Source organism: Hydrogenovibrio sp. (genome assembly GCF_965140365.1).
Lineage (GTDB): Bacteria > Pseudomonadota > Gammaproteobacteria > Thiomicrospirales > Thiomicrospiraceae > Hydrogenovibrio.
In genome coordinates this window covers 1,914,797-1,932,978 of record NZ_OZ223196.1, presented here as the reverse complement: position 1 = coordinate 1,932,978, position 18,182 = coordinate 1,914,797, and the positions used below count along the sequence as shown (strand labels likewise).

Below are 18,182 nucleotides of genomic sequence, written 5' to 3'. Positions count from 1 at the left end.
AAAGGATAAACACAGAAAACATGAAAGCGGATTTTTGGCATCGAAAATGGGAAAACGACGAAATTGGTTTTCATCAACCGGGGGTGAATGGACTGTTAGAAACCTATTGGTCACAGCTTGCGCTGTGTCGTGGCGATGCGGTTCTGGTGCCTTTGTGCGGCAAGTCGCAAGATATGGTTTGGCTGCATGCCGCCGGGCATCCGGTACTGGGTGTGGAATTGAGCGAAAAAGCCCTGGCGGATTTTTTGGTTGAGAATGGGTTGCAGGGGCGGTCGGCTCAACACGACCGTTTTTGTGGTTACGAACTCGACGATATGACTTTGTTTTGTGGGGACTTTTTTCATTTATCCGCTGACGATTGCCAGGCGATTAAAGCCGTTTACGACCGAGCGGCACTGGTGGCCTTGCCGTCGGAAATGCGGGTGCGATATGCCGAACACATGAAAACGATTTTGGATAAAGCCGTTCCGATGTTGTTGATTGGATTGGATTACGATCAGGCTTTGAAAGCCGGACCGCCGTTTTCCGTGCCGGAAAGTGAAATTCGTGATTTGTTTGGTGACCGTTACCGAATCGAGGTATTGCATTCGGACACGTTTGAGCGCAAAGGCGTGGCCACCACCGAAACGGTGTATCGATTGATGCCGCTTAATCCGGCATGATTTGGTTGAAATTCTCGAAGTAAGGAAAGGCTTTCGGGTCGATTTTATCCATTTTCGGACTGACATGGACAGCGGCCAGTTGATAAGCAATGCCGAAGCTTTTGGCGGATTCCAGCGCGTGGAGGTTGTCGTCGACCAGTAAAGTGTGTTTCGGGTCGAAATGCACCTTGTTTTGAATGGCCGTCCAAAGGGCACCATCTTCTTTCGGCATACCGAAATCATGGGCGGAAATCATTTCATCAAAGTAATGACCGATTTCGGTCATCTCCAGTTTGATGGCCAGGCTGTCACGGTGGGCGTTGGTGACCATAATGACGTGTTTACCCAAAGTTTGCAGGCGTTGCAGGAAGGTGATGACTTCCGGGTGTGCTTGAATCATGTGTTTGAGTTCATGCTTCAGATCGGCAATGGGCAAATCGAGCTGTTCGCTCCAATAGTCCAGACAATACCAGTTTAAGGTGCCTTGCTGGGAGTGGATTTTCTCGCGGATGATGCGTTGGGCTTCGTCTTCGGTAATTTGATTCCGCTCGGCGTACATTTGTGGAACGTAGGTCATCCAAAAGTGCCAGTCGAAGTGTAAATCCAGCAAGGTACCATCCATATCAAGCAAAACCGTCTCGATGTCATTCCAGGGGATGGCGGGGCCTTGAGCGGTGGGTTTAATTCGCATTTTAACTCCTATTTTCGTATGATGCTCGCTATGGAAACGAAAAAATCGCCCGTTATTCTAACGAAAAAAAACTGGCTAACACGCGGATTTTCACCGTAGAGGGATTGGATATTCTCTATGGGAATGACACACAAGTGCAATTTGAGCGCCTGGTCAGTTCCGCGCATGGGGCTGTTTTGATTGTACCGGTTTTGGATGATGCCTTAGTGTTGATTCGTGAGTATGCCGCCGGAATGGAACGCTATGAACTGGGTTTCCCGAAAGGGAAAATCGATCCGGGTGAAGATTGGCGGCAGGCGGCGCTGCGCGAAAGTCAGGAAGAAATCGGCTTTTACCCCGAACAGGTATCGCTGTTGGACTCCCTTAGTTTGGCGGCCGGTTATATGACCCATCAAACGCATGTGGTTTTGGCGGAAGAATTGCGCCCTCAAAAGGCGGAAGGGGATGAACCGGAACCGTTGGAAGTGGTTCACTGGCCACTTTCCGACTGGAAAGCCCTGTTAGAACACCCTGAGTTTTCAGAAGGTCGCGCTTATGCGGCGTTGATGTTGGTATTGCGCCATTTAGATCGGATTTAAGGTTGTGGTTTAAGGGCTGGTGTAACGTCGGGCCGCAAGATGCTATCGAAACTAAAAAACCGCCAGGCCTTTATACCCTTTAGGGTGTGGCGGTTTTTCGTTTAAGTCTTTTGGCTCGCGGACTAGGTTTTTTGCATAAAGGTGTCAATACGGTCCAGTGCGTTCACCAAATTCTCCATGCTGGTGGCGAAAGAGATGCGTAGATGGCCGTCGGCACCAAAGCCCGAACCGGGAACCGCCGCGACTTCGACCTCTTCCAATATTGCGGTCGCAAAATCGGCATCGGTGTCAAAGCCTTTTTGCTTCATGGCATCGCGGACGTCCATAAAGGCATAGAAAGCCCCAGCGGCCGGAATGCACTTGAAACCGGGAATTTGATTGATACGTTCCACCACGAAATCGTGGCGTTTTTTGAATTCCACCAACATGGTTTGAATGCAACCTTGGTCGCCGTTCAGGGCTTCCACCGATGCGGCCTGGGAAATCGAGCACGGGTTGGACGTGCTTTGTGATTGCACTTTTCGCATGGCTGCGATGATGTCTTTCGGGCCGCCGGCGTAACCGATGCGCCAGCCGGTCATCGAATAGGCTTTGGAGACGCCGTTCATCACTACGGTGCGATCGGTCAGCTCTGGGCTGACTTCCAGAATGTTGGTGAACGGCGTGTCGCTGAGCAGAATGTGTTCATACATGTCGTCTGAAGCAATCAGGATGTCCGGGTGCTTGGCGAGCACATCGCCCAGCGCCTTGAGTTCTTCCGCAGTGTAAACCGCACCGGTTGGGTTGGACGGACTGTTAATGACCACCAACTTGGTTTTTGGGGTAATCGCGGCTTCCAATTCCTGAGGGGTAATTTTGAAACCCTGCTCAATCCCGGCTTCAATGATGACCGGTACGCCTCCGGCCAATAGGGCCATATCCGGGTAAGAGACCCAGTAAGGGGCTGGAATAATCACTTCATCGCCGTCGTTCAAAACGCCTTGGCACAAATTGTAAAAACTTTGTTTCCCACCGGACGATACCAGTATTTGGTCGGCTGCAAAGGTGAGGTGATTGTCACGTTTGAATTTGGCGATAATGGCGTCTTTCAACTCCGGCGTGCCGTCCACGGCGGTATAACGGGTCTGGCCGTTTTCGATGGCGTGAACCCCGGCGGCTTTGATGTGGTCCGGTGTGTCAAAATCCGGCTCGCCAGCGCCCAGGCTGATAATGTCTTTTCCGGCGCGTTTCAGCTCGGCGGCTTTGGCGGTAATCACCAAGGTCAGGGAAGGTTTGACTCGATTAACACGATTGGACAGACGTGACATAAATTTTCATCTCATTCAAGTTGGTGGACGGTGCCAAACAAACCGGATGTTTCAATGGTATCGCGATTCCCTCTGGTTCTTAAAATGTATTTTAGGATTCAAACGGGTTTCGGTTTTGTTCTGCTCGGCACTCAGGTAAAATGTTACGGTCATTTTACAACCAATTCAGCCTTTTTTTAAGTGAAAAATTCAGTGTTTAGGGCGGTTTTGGCGTAAATTTTCTTTAATCGGCAACCGAATTGCTCGGGCCGACAACAATTTGTTTTTTAACGAACCCGACGCGGAGTCTCGACGAGCCCATGGCCAAAGCATTTGAAATTGTTTCCTCTTACCAACCGGCTGGCGATCAGCCGAACGCCATTGCGCAATTGGTGGAGGGGCTGGAAGACGGGGAAGCCTTTCAAACCCTATTGGGGGTGACCGGCTCCGGAAAGACGTTTACCATGGCCAATGTCATTGCGAAAGTTCAACGGCCAACCATTATTCTGGCGCACAATAAAACGCTGGCCGCGCAGTTGTATGGCGAGATGAAAAGTTTCTTCCCGCACAATGCGGTGGAGTATTTCGTCTCCTACTACGATTACTATCAGCCGGAAGCCTATGTGCCGGCCTCCGATACCTACATTGCCAAAGATTCCTCGGTCAACGAACAGATTGAGCAGTTACGGTTGTCGGCCACCAAGGCGTTGATGGAGCGCAATGACGTGGTGCTGATCGCCACCGTTTCGGCCATTTACGGGTTGGGCGACCCGGATTTGTATTTGAAAATGATTCTGCAGTTGCGTCTGGGGGACACCATTTCGCAGCGCGATATTCTGGAACGCTTGACGAGCATGCAATACACTCGGAATGACGTGGAGTTGTGGCGAGGGTGTTTCCGGGTGCGGGGCGATGTCATTGATGTTTTTCCGGCCGAAGCGGAAGAATATGCCATTCGCATTGAATTGTTTGACGACGAAGTGGATTCGTTGGCCTGGTTTGACCCGCTGACCGGTGAAGTCCTCAGCCGCCCGACCCGCATCACTGTTTATCCGAAATCCCATTACGTGACCCCGCGGGAGCGGGTGCTGGAAACCATTGAAAAGATTAAGGATGAACTGGTGGTTCGGTTGCAGGAACTGCGCGACGCCAACAAGCTGGTGGAGGCTCAGCGTCTGGAAGAGCGCACCCGTCTAGACATCGAAATGATGATGGAATTGGGCTACTGTTCCGGTATCGAAAACTATTCGCGTTATTTGTCCGGACGCGGCCCGGGCGAACCGCCGCCGACTTTGCTGGATTACCTGCCGAAAAACGCCTTGATGTTCATTGACGAAAGTCACGTGACCATTCCGCAAATTGGCGGCATGTATAAGGGGGACCGGTCGCGCAAAGAAAACCTAGTCAACTTCGGTTTTCGTCTGCCGTCGGCCTTGGATAACCGCCCCATGCGGTTTGATGAATTCGAGCGCATTATGCCGCAGACCATTTTTGTATCCGCCACACCGGCAAAGTACGAGGCCGAACATCAATCGAAAATCGTCGAACAAGTGGTGCGGCCGACCGGCTTGCTGGATCCGGTTTTGGAAGTGCGCCCGGCGCTGACGCAAGTGGACGATTTGTTAGGCGAAATCGGTTTGCGGGTGGATAAAGAGGAACGTGTTTTGGTGACGACCTTGACCAAACGCATGGCGGAAAACCTGACCGAATATTTGGAAGAGCATAATGTGCGGGTGCGTTATTTGCATTCGGATATCGATACGGTGGAGCGGATTGAAATTATCCGCGATTTACGACTGGGCGAATTTGATGTACTGGTCGGCATCAACCTGTTGCGGGAAGGGTTGGACATTCCGGAAGTATCTCTGGTGGCGATTCTCGATGCCGACAAAGAAGGCTTTTTACGTTCGGAAAGGTCTTTGATTCAAACCATCGGCCGGGCGGCTCGAAACGTGGCGGGTAAAGCCATTTTGTATGGCGATAAAATCACCGATTCGATGCAACGGGCCATCGATGAATCGGAGCGCCGCCGCGCCAAGCAAATTGAATTTAATGAGGCTCACGGTATTACGCCACAGAAGTTGAATAAGAAAGTGGCGGATATTTTGGAAGACTCACCTTACGCGCCGCGTGCGGGGGCTTCGGCGGCCAAACTGAAAGCCGCCGAAGCCGAAGCGGATTATACAACCGAGAAAGCCCGGTCCATGACGCCGGCGGAATTGGCATCGGAAATCAAGCGTTTAGAGAAACAAATGTATAAGGCGGCCAAGGATTTGGACTTCGAGTTGGCGGCCAAGTTGCGAGACGACATTAAGGGGTTGAAAACTTCTATGGTTGGTGTCGGCGATTTGCGTTAAAATAGTAAGAATATCGCTTAATTTTTTAAAGAAATCTGAATGTTATACGCGCTCGTTTCCAAAAAAGGATTTATGAAACACGACAGCACTTCTCTTCAAAGACGCTTTGGCGGCCTAATAGCGGCGATATTAGGGGCTTGGATGTTGGTTTTTCCGCCGGCGGTTGTCGCGGAAGACACCACTTCGGGCAGTCAAGCATATCAAGCGCGTTTTGAGCAGGCGATTCAAGCATCGCAGTCTGGCGACATGGATGGTGCGATTCAGTTGCTTCAAGCACTTTTGAAAGATTATCCGCAGGATTTAGCGGCCAGTAACAATTTGGCCGCCGCGTACATCAAACAACATGAGTATGGTAAGGCGCAAAAAGTCCTGGAGTCGGCGTTGAATGCGGACCCGAAAATCGCGTCACTTCGAAAGAATCTGAACCAAATTTACGCTTACCAAGCACAGCAGGCTTATCAGTCGGTTTTTGAAAAATCCCAAGTGGATTTGCCGCAGGGCCAATGGATTTTGTCGGCGGGCACCGAGTTGAAAACACCGGAACAAGCGCAGTTAGCGCTGGTGGAAAACAATATGAAGCGGGTCGCGAACCGTGTTGAAAGTTGGCGTCAGGCCTGGGTGGAACAGGATGTGTCCCGTTACCTTGGCTATTACAGCCCGGATTACGCATCGGATAATTATAATAATCACCAGGCCTGGGCAAAAAGCCGGGATCGCAGTCTGACTCGCCCGAATTATATTCGTATTCAGCTGGACCAGATCGAGGTGGTGCCTTTGACACCGAAAACCATTCAAGTGACTTTCTGGCAGGCCTATGAATCGAATACGTTTAAGGACCGGGTCCGTAAAAAACTGGTGTGGCAGAAGCAAAATGAGCAATGGAAAATCGTACAGGAAAACGTGCTTTATGACTGAGTGCTGTGTGCGGGAAAAGTGGCGGAAATATGGCTTTAAGCGGGCCATGACGGCGTTGTGTTTTGCCGGATTGTCGATGTCCGTTTCGGCGGAGGACGGCGCTTTACAGGCTGAACACTCATTGCTGTCCGGCTTGGTGGCGGTGAAAACGGCTTCGTTCGATCAAGCGGTTTCCCAAGCTCAAACCTTGGCCAAGGATATGCCGGAATACAAACTGGCTCAATTGGTCAAGGCCGAGTTGTATGCCATCCGTGCCGGCAAAGCCGATTGGGTCGAGCAACAGCGGCGACGCAATCAACGCGAAGCCGAGTCGCTGTTGTCAGAAGCCAAAGTGCGTTGGCAGCAGCAGGAAAATGACGGCGTTAATCAAAATACCACTTGGGATGCGCTTTTGACGCAATACGTTTTGAAGACCAGTGATGAACCTTACTTAGTGATTGTCGATTCCGAAGCGCATCGTTTGTTCCTGTACCGTAAAAATGAAAACGGTTATCAGGAAGTGGTTAACTATTATGTCACGCTGGGTGAAAAAGGCACTGGCAAACAAGTGCGCGGCGACATGAAAACCCCCATCGGTATTTACAGAATCGAGAAAGAGTTGCCGGATTCCAAATTACCGGAACTCTATGGTGTGGCGGCTTTGACACTGGACTATCCCAACAGTTGGGATAAGCAAAAAGGTCGAACCGGTTCGGGCATTTGGCTACACGGTACTCCGCGTGACACCTTTAGTCGAGCTCCTTTGGCGAGCCGGGGGTGCGTGGTGTTGAATAATCCGGCGATGGAAACACTGGTGTTTAAATACGGTTTGTTGCCATCGACTCCGGTGATTATCGCGCAGAATATTGAACGTAATTTCATTGAACGCAATGATGAAAGTAAGCAACTGGTGTTGTCGCAAATCAATCAATGGTTACGTAGCCAGAACGACTATCACGTGGATTGGGCACAGGTGAGTGTTTATGCTTATCCGGGTGAAAAAGGCGTGTACTATGTCAGTTTCCCCGTTGACGATGGACGCAGGTTGGTGGAACAGTATTGGCAACGTCAGACCGAAGGGCGTTGGCAATTAGTGTTTGAAACCGAACAGGAATCCAAAAACGCGCCGAAAGTGTCGAAAAACCTCGCCTTGTCCAGCAATCCTTAACCGCTTTCAGTTTCCTTTTCACCCCGTTCAATCGAGTGGGGTGGGCTTACAGATCCCACTCTTTTTGTTCAATTTTTTCCGCAACCCAGTTTTCCAGATCCTGAAGCATGTGATTGATTTCCGTTTGATTCGGCATGCGTCCGGCCGATTTCAATTCCAGCGTTAAAACCGGTATATTAAGGTGTTCACCCGCGTAACGCCCCAAGGAACCAGGGTAGGTACCCAGGGCGCGGTGTTTGAGGTGCCCGATTTTATTGGGTTGGGCATGTTCCGGTCCGTCGTAATCCAACAATCCATAAGGTGCATGCACTGAAATGATGGCGGTGGGCTTGAAGCGTTCAATTAATTGCACCATCCATTGGGTTTCCGGTTCGCTGCCCGCCGTCGGCCCCGGATAACGACGCTTATTCATACGATAGTGGTTTTTCCAGGTTCGAATGGCCAGTTCATCCCAGTCAGGGGAGGGGAAATTACGGTTTAAGTCAACACCGTCGGCATTCTGGCGGGTGGCCGGGCTCCGGAAAAGTCCGTCCGGGTTGGCCAGTGGCAGAAACAGCCAATGGTATTCGGTTTGGCTTTTCGGGCTTAACAGCGCTTGCAGCCATAGGTAGCTGACACTGATGGCTGCGTATTCGTCGCCATGAATGCCGCCGATAAATAAAATACGGCCTTTGGGAGGCTGGTTTTCAATCGGCAGGACTTCTTTATAGGTTAAAGGACGTTGTTCAACCGTTTTATGCTCGATGCTTTGGTTTAGATGTAAGTCTAGACACCCTTGGTAGTCGACGGTGCGCAGCTTATTGGCGAAGTCCTTGCAGAATTTGGTAACGGCGGATGTGGAGGGGGATGCCGAAGCCGTTGCTTGAATGCCAAATATCATCAAACCGCCCCAAAAAGCGACATGGATGGCTTTTGACAGGTTGTTTGCGGTCAGGTGAAAAGGATGGTCAAGCGGTTTGCGTTTCATATCGAGCGTTTTTCGCCGTTTTGATTTTTTCTTAAGGGGCTATTTTAGCTCAGGCGACGCCACGGCGTTAAATTTTGTGTATCACCGGTTCGAAGCCTTTGGCTTTATAGGTTTTCCAACGTTCACGCCCCATTTGAATTAATCGCTCGGATTGATCCAACACTTCAATGGTGCGACTGTATTGTTCAAAGGCTTCGGGAAAAACCGGGTGAATATTGAGCAGTACATCCTGGCAGGGCGAGGAAATCGACTCCGTCCACAAACGGATGGGGGCGGAAAGGGTGTCCGATTCCTCACCGAGGACGTGCGGAATAAACGCTTGCGGTTGGTATTGCCAGAGCTGGAGGTCGAATCGGGTTCGAGCCTGCTCTTCATCGAAACGAACGTCGCATAAGCGATTTTCACGGTGGATTTTATTAACGAGTTTGGCAATGAAGGCTTCGCGTTCTGCGTCGCCATCGCTGCTCAGTACATAAAACACCACGTCCTGTGTGTCCGACATAAAATCCCCGTTTAACGAGCGGCTTGGTTCATCAAAAAGTCAACTACGGCTGCAACCGGACGGCCGGTAGCGCCTTTGTTTTTACCGCTGACCCAGGCCGTGCCTGCAATGTCCAAATGCGCCCATTCGACGTCTTTCGTGTAGCGCGCCAGGAATTGCGCGGCGGTAATGGTCCCCGCCGGGCGTCCGCCGATGTTGGCCATGTCGGCGAAGTTGGACTGCAACTGTTCGTCGTATTCGTCACTCAACGGCATTTGCCAGAAACGGTCGTAGGTTTTCTGTCCGGCGGCCAACAGGTCGTCAACCAGCGGCTGGTTGTTGCCCAAAACGGCCGACATTTCATGGCCAAGCGCAATGATGCAGGCACCTGTCAAAGTCGCCATGTCGATCACTTTTTTCGGCTGGTAGGTTTGTTGTGCATAGGTCAGCGCATCACATAAAATTAAGCGCCCTTCGGCATCGGTATTGAGAATTTCAATGGTTTGACCGGATAGGGATTTGACCACATCCCCCGGCTTGATGGCGTTGCCGGCCGGCATATTTTCGGTGGACGGGATCACTGCGACCACATTCAGTTTCGGTTTAAGGCGTCCCAACGCTTCAAAGACCCCCAGTACCGTGGCGGCACCCCCCATATCGTATTTCATTTCATCCATGGATTCGCCGGGTTTTAATGAAATCCCGCCGGTGTCGAAGGTCACGCCTTTGCCGACCAAGGCAATGGGGGCTTCGTCTCCGGCGCCTTGATAAGACAAGCAAATCATTTTCGGTGGCGTGTGCGCGCCTTGCGCCACGGCCATAAATGCGCCCATGCCCATTTCAATCATTTCATCCTGGTCAAAAATATTGACGTCAAATCCGTGCGTTTGGCCTAATTTTTGTGCGGTTTCGGCTAGGTAGGTTGGCGTACAGAAATTACTTGGCATATTGGCCAAGTCCTGTGTTAATGCCATTCCCAAGGCGGAAGATTGCGCCTGTTCCAATTGTGAAACGTTGTTTGCCGATGCTTCGGCCGGGAACGTCATGCCGTTCAGTTTTGGCTCTTTCGGTGTTTTTTTATTGCGGCTTTCGTGTTCGTAATCGTACAGGCTGCGTTGGAAGGCCAGCGCATTCTGATAAATGGACCAGGCCTGGTCATTTTTGGCGGGCTGCACGTCGGTCAAGGTGTTAAGAACCTCTTGGGCCCCGGAGTTATCCAATGCTTTGGCGGCGGCGTTTAAGCTTTCCAAATAGGCTTTGACAGTCAGTTTACTGGTGTCGCCGAATCCGACCAGCAGCACGCGGCGGCAGGGGACGCCTGCCGGTTGGAACACCATTTGGGTTTGTCCCGGTTTGGCCAGAAAGTCTCCTTGTTCGAACAAGCTTTCGGTCAGGCCATTCAGCTGAAATTCACGGCCCAGGTCGCTGGTTTGCCCTTTGTCGAATACCGGTAAAAGCAAGGTGTCGAACGCATTCAGATCGGCGTTTGAAGAGAGACTAAACTGGATTTGTTTCATGTCGCGGAATTCCTTCTTGTATAATCGTGAAAACAAATGAATCTTTCGCCTGGCGGGCTGCGAATCGGTCCGCCAGATGCGTGCGTTTTCAATTGGTTTGATGGCGGCTAAGCCGCTTTGAAATATCTCATTATTCTAACGCTTTGGTGTCTGTTTTTGCGAATTCTTGATAAATATCTCTACAAAGAATTATTTGCGACCTTCTTCGCTGTTCTCTCGGTGCTGTTGCTGATTACGTTCGGTACCGAAGCCACCAAACTGCTCGCGGTGGCGGTTGAGGGCACCATTCCTTCCACCATTATCTTCAAGGTGCTGCTGTACAAAATTCCGCCGGCTTTGGAGGTGATTTTGCCGTTGGTGGCGTTACTGAGTGTGATGTTGGCGGTCGGACGCTTGTATCAGGATCAGGAGATGGTGGTACTGCAAAGTTGCGGCGTGCCGATGCGTTATTTTCAGAAGCGGGTGTTTTGGTTTCTGTTACCGCTGGCTCTGGTCACCGCCTGGATTACCTTATGGGTAACGCCTTGGAGTTATCAGCAGGAACGTCATTTAGTGGCGGAAGCGCAGGTGACGTCTCCGCTGGCCGCGCTCGTACCGGGGAAATTCAACCCTCTGCCGAACGGCGAAGGGGTGTTTTACACCCGTACCATTGACGATGACGGGGATTTGTCATCGGTTTGGCTGCGGTTGAAAACCGAAGAACAGGATGTGTTGATGACGGCACCGCAAGGTCGGTTCGAATGGATTGACGGCAAGCTGGCACTGGTGTTGTTGAACGGTCATAGTTATGAAGGCCTGGAAAAGGGCGACGCTTTCACGGCAAGGGAGTTTCGGCGTTTTGAAGGCTTTCTGCCGGAGATTCAGGTGACACCGCCGAGCCAGAAAAAATTTGAAATCGCCAGTATGCAATTATGGCAATCAGCCAACCCGGATTATCAAGCTTTATTTCAATGGCGGATGGTGACGCCATTCAGCATTGTGGTGTTAGGACTGCTTGGACTGAAAATGAGCCGTTCCGGCCCGCGGGAAGGGCGGTTTGCAAAAGTGTTTTTCGCGCTGGTGCTGTATGTGGTGTATAACCAGTTGCTGGTGACCTTTCGTGAGGCCATCGCCAATGAGTCTTTGCCGACGGCCATCGGTGTCTGGCCGATTCCGGTGTTGTTTTTGGCTTACGCGCTTTATCAGGGCTCCTTGAAACCAAGTTGGTTTGAGTGGCCGGATATGCGGCGCTGGTTTAAAAAGCCCGCGGAGTCCAAATCATGAATGTGAAGATGAATTTAATTGAACGTTATCTGGGGCGCGTTCTGGTCGGGCACACTTTATTGGTGCTGATGGTCTTGCTGGTGATTTTGGGCTTCTCCGAATTCATGATTCAAGTCGGTAAGCTGACCGATGAGTACACCTTTGAAAAAGGCGTGATTTATACGGTTTTAAAGTTGCCGGTGTACGGATATGAGATCTTCCCGGTGGCGTTATTGATTGGGACCTTGATCGGCTTGGGCGGCTTAGCCAACCATGCCGAATTGACGATTTTGCGCGTGACCGGTTGGTCCATTGGGCGTATTTTCTGGGGGGTGATGAAATCGGCGTTCATTCTTTGGATATGCGCGGCGGTCATCGGAGAATGGGTAGCACCGGCCAGTGAGAGTTATGCCAAAAAAATGCGCGGCGAGGCATTGCATAAAAGCTTTTCCATTGGCGCATCCGATGATTTCTGGATGCGGGAAGGAGAGCGTTATATTCACGTCGGCCAGGTAATCTCTGATACCCAGTTTTATGATGTGCGCATTTACGATATGCAAGACGGTGAATTGAAGCAGACCATGGTTGCCAAAACGGCGCGTTTTAAAAATGGGGAATGGCACTTACTGGATGTGGATGGGCAACGTTTGGACTGGACAATGACCCCGTCTCGTTTGGCGGATAAACCAGATTGGAAGCGTTTGGATTTCACGGCTTTTAAAGAGGTTTCTCAGCCGGTATCGCTTCCGGTGACGCCTGAGTTATTGCAAACCTTACACGTCGAAACCCGTTATATGGGCATTTGGGATTTATATCAATACATCGATTTTCTGGAGGCGAACGCTTTGGATGCCGAACCTTATAAACTGGCGTTTTGGCGCAAGGTGGCCATGCCGTTTGTGATTCTGGGGATGATTGCGTTGGTGTTCCCGTTGATTTTCGGGTCGCAACGTCAGGTGAGTATCGGTCAGCGGGTGTTTGTCGGTATTATGATTGGTATGAGTTTCCATCTGTTGAATCAGATTTTCGGTAACCTCAGTGTTGTCTATCAGCTCCCGGCCATCGTCGGGGCGTTTCTACCGTCTATTGTGTTGGTGTTGAGTGCGCTTTTCTTATTGCGGCGCTTGCATTAAGCCTTGTTTATCACCGCCCGGCCGGTGGTTATCTTATCTTTTGACCTGATCTTTAACTCAGGGTTCCGCTTAATAATCCAGTTCGATTTGAACCTGTTTGAAGACGGTGTCGACCGTGATGGCATCCATGCAGACTGGTTCGGTGCAAGGTGTTTTCCGGTGGTTGGCGGCGCTGACGCAAGGTGAGCAGGCTAGGCCGGCGAAAATCGGTGTGCTGTTGCCCAGAGAACCGTACAGTTTTGGCGTTTCCGGTCCGAACAGAACAAAAGTTTTAAGCGGGGTAATGGCCGAAAAATGGCCTGGCCCGGAATCGTTGGTGACCATCAGTCGGGCAATGCTGTACAAAATCGGCATTTGCAGAAGCTTCAATTGCCCAGCGAAGTTAATGCAACGTTCGTGACCGACTTGCTCCAGAAGCTGTTGCGCTTCTTCGCGTTCGTTAGGCGCGCCGGTAATCAACACCAGCGCATTCGGGTATTGAGCCAAAATCTGTTGCATCAATGCGATGAAGTTGGCTTTCGGCCAACGACGTTGTGGCAATAAATCGCTGGCATTTGGGTTGATGAGCACCAGTTCATGCGCCTCACGGTCGTAATCGGCATAACAGTCGGTGACCTTTTGGTGCACGAATGCCTTTTCGTCTTCACTGAAGGTGACTTGATCCAAGCGGATGTGGTCGTCGCTGATCAGCACCTTGGCATAAGGCACTTCCGGTTTCGGCGCTTCCAGGGCATGAATGAGCGCCATGAAGTTCTTGGCGATGTGGATGTGCGGGTTGTAGCTGACTTTATGGGTCAGCATCTCACCGCGATACAAGCCTTCGCCGTGGAAGTTATGGTAGCCAACGCGGTTGTTGGCGCCGCTGAAGCCGGTCAGCAAAGCGGACACCCGTGAAAAAAGTTCGAGGTCGATGGCGGTGTCGATACGGTTTTTACGACACCAGAACAGGTAACGTACCGCGTCACGCATCAGTGTGAATAAGTTGTCTTCGCACAGGGTAAAGATGTTTTCTTGCGGGATCGTATTCAACAGGTCCAGGCTGGGTTTGTTTTTACTGAAAATCACGAAAAATAGCTTGGCGTCAAACACTTTTTGAGCACGTTTCATGGCCGGGTCGGCAATGATGGTGCTGCCCATTTCCGAGAGTTCCACAAAGAGGATGTTTTTTGGTGTGGTGGGCTGTTTGCCTTTTAACCAATAAAGGGTTTTCAACACATAGGTGCTGACGAAGGTCAGTGGAATCCCCAAGTGGTGATCGATTTTTCGCATTAAATCTACATTCATGGCGTTATTGTAAGTCTTTTTATCTTGTTTCGGGAAAATTGCTTAGAGGTATTTGTGTTGGCTGGTCAGGTAGAAATACAGTCCCGGCAGCGCGCTGAGAATCAGAATCAAGCCATAAAGCAGCGACATGGCCAATACCAGGTTTTCGTCAATCCCAATCATCATGAATAATGCTACCAGTGCGCCTTCGCGTACGCCCCATCCCGCGAAGGAGATCGGCAGTAAGGTCAGCAAAATCGCAGGCGGAATAATCACTAAGTAAGCCACCAGCGGTTCGTTGATGCCCACACTGTGGCCAATGCCGAAAATCGCCACCATCGACAAAAGGTGAATCACAATCGACAAGCCTAGCTGCTGGCTGATGCGTTTCGGAGTCTTGTAGATGAAACGGAAGCGCTCGGATAACTCGTAGAACAGACGGGTCAGGCGGTAGCGTTTGAAAATATCGAATTTATGGATCGCCATTAGTACGAAGAGGCCGAACAAGGACGCGACCAAAATGCCGTTGATGGTCATAAAGACTTCGTAAGGCATGAGGTTGGATTCGATCATATTGGCGAACAGATTTAACAGCAGCAAGCCTACCAGACCGACAATGCGGTCAATGAACACGCCGTAAAAGGCTTCTTTAACCAAGCCGCCGTGCGCGGTGACTTCGGCAATTCGGTAGGCGTCGCCACCGATGCTGGTCGGTAATACCTGATTGAACAGGCTGCCTTTGAAATAACTTCGGAAATAAAACCCGAAGCTGTGTTGGAACTTCAGGATGCCCATAATCAACGACCAGCGATAAGCCGCTACGGTTTGGCTGAGCATCTGGACGACCAAGGCGGCCAACAGGAAAGTGCCGTTGGCGTTAAGAATGGTGTCCCAAACCGTTTGCATATCGAACTTATATAAAATAAAGCCGATAATCGCGATGGAGAGACCGAGTTTAATGAGGTTGCCCAAACCGTGTTCCTTACGTCATATGAGTTTTGGGAAGAAATTGCGGGCTATTATCGCAAAACCGAAACGAAACTGCGAATCGAAGTGATGCACAATGTTCGCGAACGCTTTTTTTAAGTCGGCTGTTGTCACTGTTTTTTCTGGACGAAAGGGAGTTGCGCCGCCCAGCCGGAGTATTGCACCGGCTGGAACCCTTGGCAGTGATATAAATGATAAGTCACGATGGTGATGTCGCCATGCAATGCGGGCATCTCTGCAAGCGGCTGGCATTGCTGAAAATGCCCAGGCCTGGCCGTTTCCGGTGGATGATCCTCATAGGAGGGGATTAGCAGCAAGCCATCGGAACCGGCTGGCGGGTTACCGAACCAAAGGTCAAATTGGTCGAAACGATTGTCGGTGACGTACACCGGTTGCGGGTAGGCATACCAGGCGATACGGCTGGCTTGTGACCAGTTGGCCGCGAATAATGGCGGTTGCTGTTGGTCGTTTTGAAAACTTTCCGCCATGGCAATGGCTTGTGGCCAGGCATGCAGTTCTCGAACCGGGTTTTCATTGGCGGGGAACGGCATCCAAGGTACCGCCAACTGGCTGTTGAGGGCCAGACTCCCTGCCAGAGTGATGGCGGAACTGACGTAAACGAATACACGGGTGGCTTTGTGTTGCCTGTGTCGCCATAGCCAATACACCACCGCCGGGCTAATGAAGAGCCAGGCCAATTGCGTCCAGTGCGGCAGGCTCATTTCGTAACCGGAATTCAGCGCGAAAAGCAGAATGATTGGTAGCGCGAAGGCGGCCAACAGACGAGCATTTTCACGGTGCGCCTGGAACCAGGATGACACCATCAACCAAAGCCCGATCACGAATAAGGCTAATGAATAAACGCCCAATTGCGCCAACTGGGTGTTGACGGCTCTGAGCCAATCCCAATGGTCGTGATGTTGGCCGTGATTTAATTGGTAGAGAAATGAAATCCAGTCATGGGTCGCATTCCAATACAAAACCGGCGTAATCATCAGTGCGGTTAAAGCCATCGCCAGCCAGAGGCCTTTGTCTTTCAGCCAGTAAAAACGCTTTTCCACCAACATGACCAGCAACAGGGACAATACCAGAGTAATCGCGGTGTATTTCGATAAAGCGGCCACGCCGAGCCAGAAACCAATCCACAGCCAGTTTTTCAACGAGTTGCTGGAATTCAGTGGCGACTCCCGCAGGTTAAGCAAGTGCCAAAGTAGCATCAAACTGGCCAGCATCAATGGCGTGTCCGGTAACATCGAAATGCTCAGTAATTGGAACATAATGGCGCTGTTGACGAGTGCGAGGGTCCAGAAGCCGACCCAGTGAAAACTTGGGAACAGGCGTCTGGCCAATTTGTAAAGCATCCCGTTGGCGAGTGCGAAGATGATGGCCGGTAAAAGTCGTAATCCGAGGTCGGAATGGGTAAAAGGCACCATCAAGGCATTGAGCCAGCCCACCATCGGCGGGTGGTCGAAGTAACTCCAGTCCGGCTTCAGGCCATAGAGCGCGTAGTGGGCTTCATCGACACTTAAATTCAGTTGGCCGGCCAGTAATAAATGCCACACGCTGACCAACAGCACCAGCCAGAAAGCCGCGCGTGCCGGACGGTCAAGGGATGAAAAAGCGCTTGTCATCGGTTTCATAAATTCGGTCATTCCGTTTCGGTTAAGAGTGTCTTATAGGGTTCGCCGGCAATTTCCTCGACAAATCGGGGCACCAAATAGCCCGGCAGACGGCGGCGAAGCTGTTCGAAAATCGCCCAGGCCTGGGGTTTTTCAATGTAAAAGTCGCCCGCGCCCGCGACCTTATCCAATAGGTGACAATAATACGGTAAAACGCCCTGTCGGAAGAGTTTTTTGCTCAAGGCCGCCAAGGTGTCGGCCGAGTCGTTCACGCCTTTTAATAATACCGATTGGTTCAGTAATGTCACCCCGGCGTTGCGGTATGCCTGCAAGCACGCGGCGGTTTGCTCACTTAACTCGTTGGGATGGTTGCAATGCACCACCAATACCGTTTGCAACCGGCTTTGTGACAGCTTCGCCAACAGCTGTGGCCGGTTGGCGCGTTCCGGTGCCACCACCGGGGTGCGGCTATGAATGCGTAAGGTGGTTAAATGCGGTATGGTTTCCAGTTCATCGATGACATCCACCAGGCTGTTTTCCGACAAGGTCATGGGGTCGCCGCCGCTGAGTATCACTTCTTCGATGTCGGTTTTGTGTTTCAGGGTCTCAATGGCCGCTTGCCAGTGTTGTTTCTTGGCCTGTTCGTAGGGAAAGTGGCGGCGGAAACAGTAACGGCAGTGGATGTCGCAACGTGGGCTGGCAATCAACAGGGCGCGACCGTGGTACTTATGAATCAAACCCGGCTGCGGGTTGGATTGCAAATCGCCCACCGGGTCGGTGACAAAACCGGGCACGTTTCGCCGTTCGGCCAGGTCTGGCAGAATTTGTCGTAACAAGGGGTCGTCGGGTTGGCCTTTTTCAATTTGATGTGCAAAGTGTTTCGGCACTTTCAGCGGAAAGGGGCTGTCGATATCCAGCGCCAGGGAATCCGGCGCGAGTTCGATTAAATCGCACAATTGTTCGATGGATTGAATCATGTGGTTCCGTGTTGTTCTGCCCATGAACGAATCGGACCCGGTTTCCCGGTTTTGTGAGAAGAAACTACCTTCACGGGTGGAGTTGCGTTAAAATATGCGGCTTATTTTACATGAAATGGTCTAAAGGGCGCCTCTATTAATTCCCGGTTGAATTCTGCGGGACTTAAAGACCACTTATTCTAGGCGTGCGGCACCGACCTTAGTCATTCTAAGGTCAAGACGCATAACAACGAAGAAGTGGTCTTTAAGCCCCGCCCAAAGGGGCTTATCCAAGTTATTCAACTCCGCGTTGCGAACGCTTGCCAGGTCTGGACATGACGGCACGTTCACGCCTTGATCTGAATAACTTGGCGTTGCCAGAATCAATCTGGAATTAATAGA

At 51.1% G+C, this 18,182-nt stretch carries 16 protein-coding genes; 7 read left to right on the top strand and 9 right to left on the bottom strand.

Going from position 1 to position 18,182, the window contains the following annotated elements; genetic code table 11:
- Positions 1-20: 20 nt before the first annotated feature.
- Positions 21-662 carry a thiopurine S-methyltransferase gene (gene tmpT / locus AC0KH7_RS09220; protein WP_472372769.1) on the top strand — a complete coding sequence of 214 codons (642 nt, stop codon included), beginning with the start codon at positions 21-23 and terminating at the stop codon, positions 660-662.
- On the opposite strand, the gene yrfG is transcribed toward tmpT, so the two are convergent.
- Positions 649-1,332, bottom strand: a complete 684-nt coding sequence (gene yrfG, locus AC0KH7_RS09215; RefSeq protein ID WP_472372767.1) for a GMP/IMP nucleotidase — start codon at positions 1,330-1,332, stop codon at positions 649-651. The genes tmpT and yrfG overlap by 14 nt on opposite strands.
- A gap of 104 nt (positions 1,333-1,436) precedes the next feature.
- Between yrfG and nudE the strand changes: the two genes are divergently transcribed.
- On the top strand, positions 1,437-1,910 hold the full coding sequence (gene nudE / locus AC0KH7_RS09210; RefSeq protein WP_472372765.1) for an ADP compounds hydrolase NudE: 474 nt from the start codon (positions 1,437-1,439) through the stop codon (positions 1,908-1,910).
- 122 nt (positions 1,911-2,032) lie between these two features.
- Here the strand turns inward: nudE and AC0KH7_RS09205 are convergent, their stop codons facing one another.
- Positions 2,033-3,217 carry a pyridoxal phosphate-dependent aminotransferase gene (locus AC0KH7_RS09205; RefSeq protein WP_472372764.1) on the bottom strand — a complete coding sequence of 395 codons (1,185 nt, stop codon included), beginning with the start codon at positions 3,215-3,217 and terminating at the stop codon, positions 2,033-2,035.
- A 299-nt stretch (positions 3,218-3,516) separates the two neighbouring features.
- Between AC0KH7_RS09205 and uvrB the strand changes: the two genes are divergently transcribed.
- Genes uvrB through AC0KH7_RS09190 form a run of 3 tightly spaced genes read left to right on the top strand, consistent with a single transcriptional unit; the run spans position 3,517 to position 7,615 of the window.
- Positions 3,517-5,553: an excinuclease ABC subunit UvrB gene (gene uvrB / locus AC0KH7_RS09200; protein ID WP_472372762.1), complete on the top strand. Its 2,037-nt coding sequence runs from the start codon at positions 3,517-3,519 to the stop codon at positions 5,551-5,553.
- A gap of 39 nt (positions 5,554-5,592) precedes the next feature.
- Positions 5,593-6,468 (top strand): L,D-transpeptidase Cds6 family protein, encoded by an 876-nt coding sequence (locus AC0KH7_RS09195; protein WP_472372760.1) that lies wholly within the window; start codon positions 5,593-5,595, stop codon positions 6,466-6,468.
- On the top strand, positions 6,461-7,615 hold the full coding sequence (locus AC0KH7_RS09190; protein WP_472372758.1) for a L,D-transpeptidase family protein: 1,155 nt from the start codon (positions 6,461-6,463) through the stop codon (positions 7,613-7,615). Before AC0KH7_RS09195 ends, AC0KH7_RS09190 begins: the two co-directional genes overlap by 8 nt.
- 46 nt (positions 7,616-7,661) lie before the next feature.
- On the opposite strand, the gene AC0KH7_RS09185 is transcribed toward AC0KH7_RS09190, so the two are convergent.
- From AC0KH7_RS09185 to AC0KH7_RS09175, 3 genes are all read right to left on the bottom strand, one after another.
- Complete coding sequence (locus AC0KH7_RS09185) at positions 7,662-8,582, bottom strand: M14 family zinc carboxypeptidase (protein ID WP_472372756.1); 921 nt, start codon at positions 8,580-8,582, stop codon at positions 7,662-7,664.
- Between the two features lie 67 nt (positions 8,583-8,649).
- The gene (locus AC0KH7_RS09180; RefSeq protein WP_472372755.1) at positions 8,650-9,084 is read right to left on the bottom strand and encodes a DNA polymerase III subunit chi; all 435 of its coding nucleotides are present in this window, start codon (positions 9,082-9,084) and stop codon (positions 8,650-8,652) included.
- Between the two features lie 11 nt (positions 9,085-9,095).
- Entirely contained in the window at positions 9,096-10,580 is a 1,485-nt protein-coding gene (locus tag AC0KH7_RS09175) for a leucyl aminopeptidase (RefSeq protein WP_472372753.1), read from the bottom strand.
- Positions 10,581-10,736: 156 nt separating this feature from the next.
- On the opposite strand from AC0KH7_RS09175, the gene lptF reads away from it, so the two are divergent.
- Positions 10,737-11,843 (top strand): LPS export ABC transporter permease LptF, encoded by a 1,107-nt coding sequence (gene lptF / locus AC0KH7_RS09170; RefSeq protein WP_472372751.1) that lies wholly within the window; start codon positions 10,737-10,739, stop codon positions 11,841-11,843.
- 8 nt (positions 11,844-11,851) lie between these two features.
- Complete coding sequence (gene lptG / locus AC0KH7_RS09165; protein WP_472372749.1) at positions 11,852-12,955, top strand: LPS export ABC transporter permease LptG; 1,104 nt, start codon at positions 11,852-11,854, stop codon at positions 12,953-12,955.
- A gap of 69 nt (positions 12,956-13,024) precedes the next feature.
- On the opposite strand, the gene AC0KH7_RS09160 is transcribed toward lptG, so the two are convergent.
- The 4 genes from AC0KH7_RS09160 to epmB form a co-directional block, all read right to left on the bottom strand.
- On the bottom strand, positions 13,025-14,239 hold the full coding sequence (locus tag AC0KH7_RS09160; protein ID WP_472372747.1) for a glycosyltransferase family 9 protein: 1,215 nt from the start codon (positions 14,237-14,239) through the stop codon (positions 13,025-13,027).
- A gap of 42 nt (positions 14,240-14,281) precedes the next feature.
- Positions 14,282-15,190 carry a lysylphosphatidylglycerol synthase transmembrane domain-containing protein gene (locus AC0KH7_RS09155; protein ID WP_472372745.1) on the bottom strand — a complete coding sequence of 303 codons (909 nt, stop codon included), beginning with the start codon at positions 15,188-15,190 and terminating at the stop codon, positions 14,282-14,284.
- A 125-nt stretch (positions 15,191-15,315) separates the two neighbouring features.
- Positions 15,316-16,845 carry an ArnT family glycosyltransferase gene (locus tag AC0KH7_RS09150; protein WP_472372743.1) on the bottom strand — a complete coding sequence of 510 codons (1,530 nt, stop codon included), beginning with the start codon at positions 16,843-16,845 and terminating at the stop codon, positions 15,316-15,318.
- 8 nt (positions 16,846-16,853) lie between these two features.
- The gene (epmB, locus tag AC0KH7_RS09145) at positions 16,854-17,801 is read right to left on the bottom strand and encodes an EF-P beta-lysylation protein EpmB (RefSeq protein WP_472372741.1); all 948 of its coding nucleotides are present in this window, start codon (positions 17,799-17,801) and stop codon (positions 16,854-16,856) included.
- Positions 17,802-18,182: the final 381 nt, after the last annotated feature.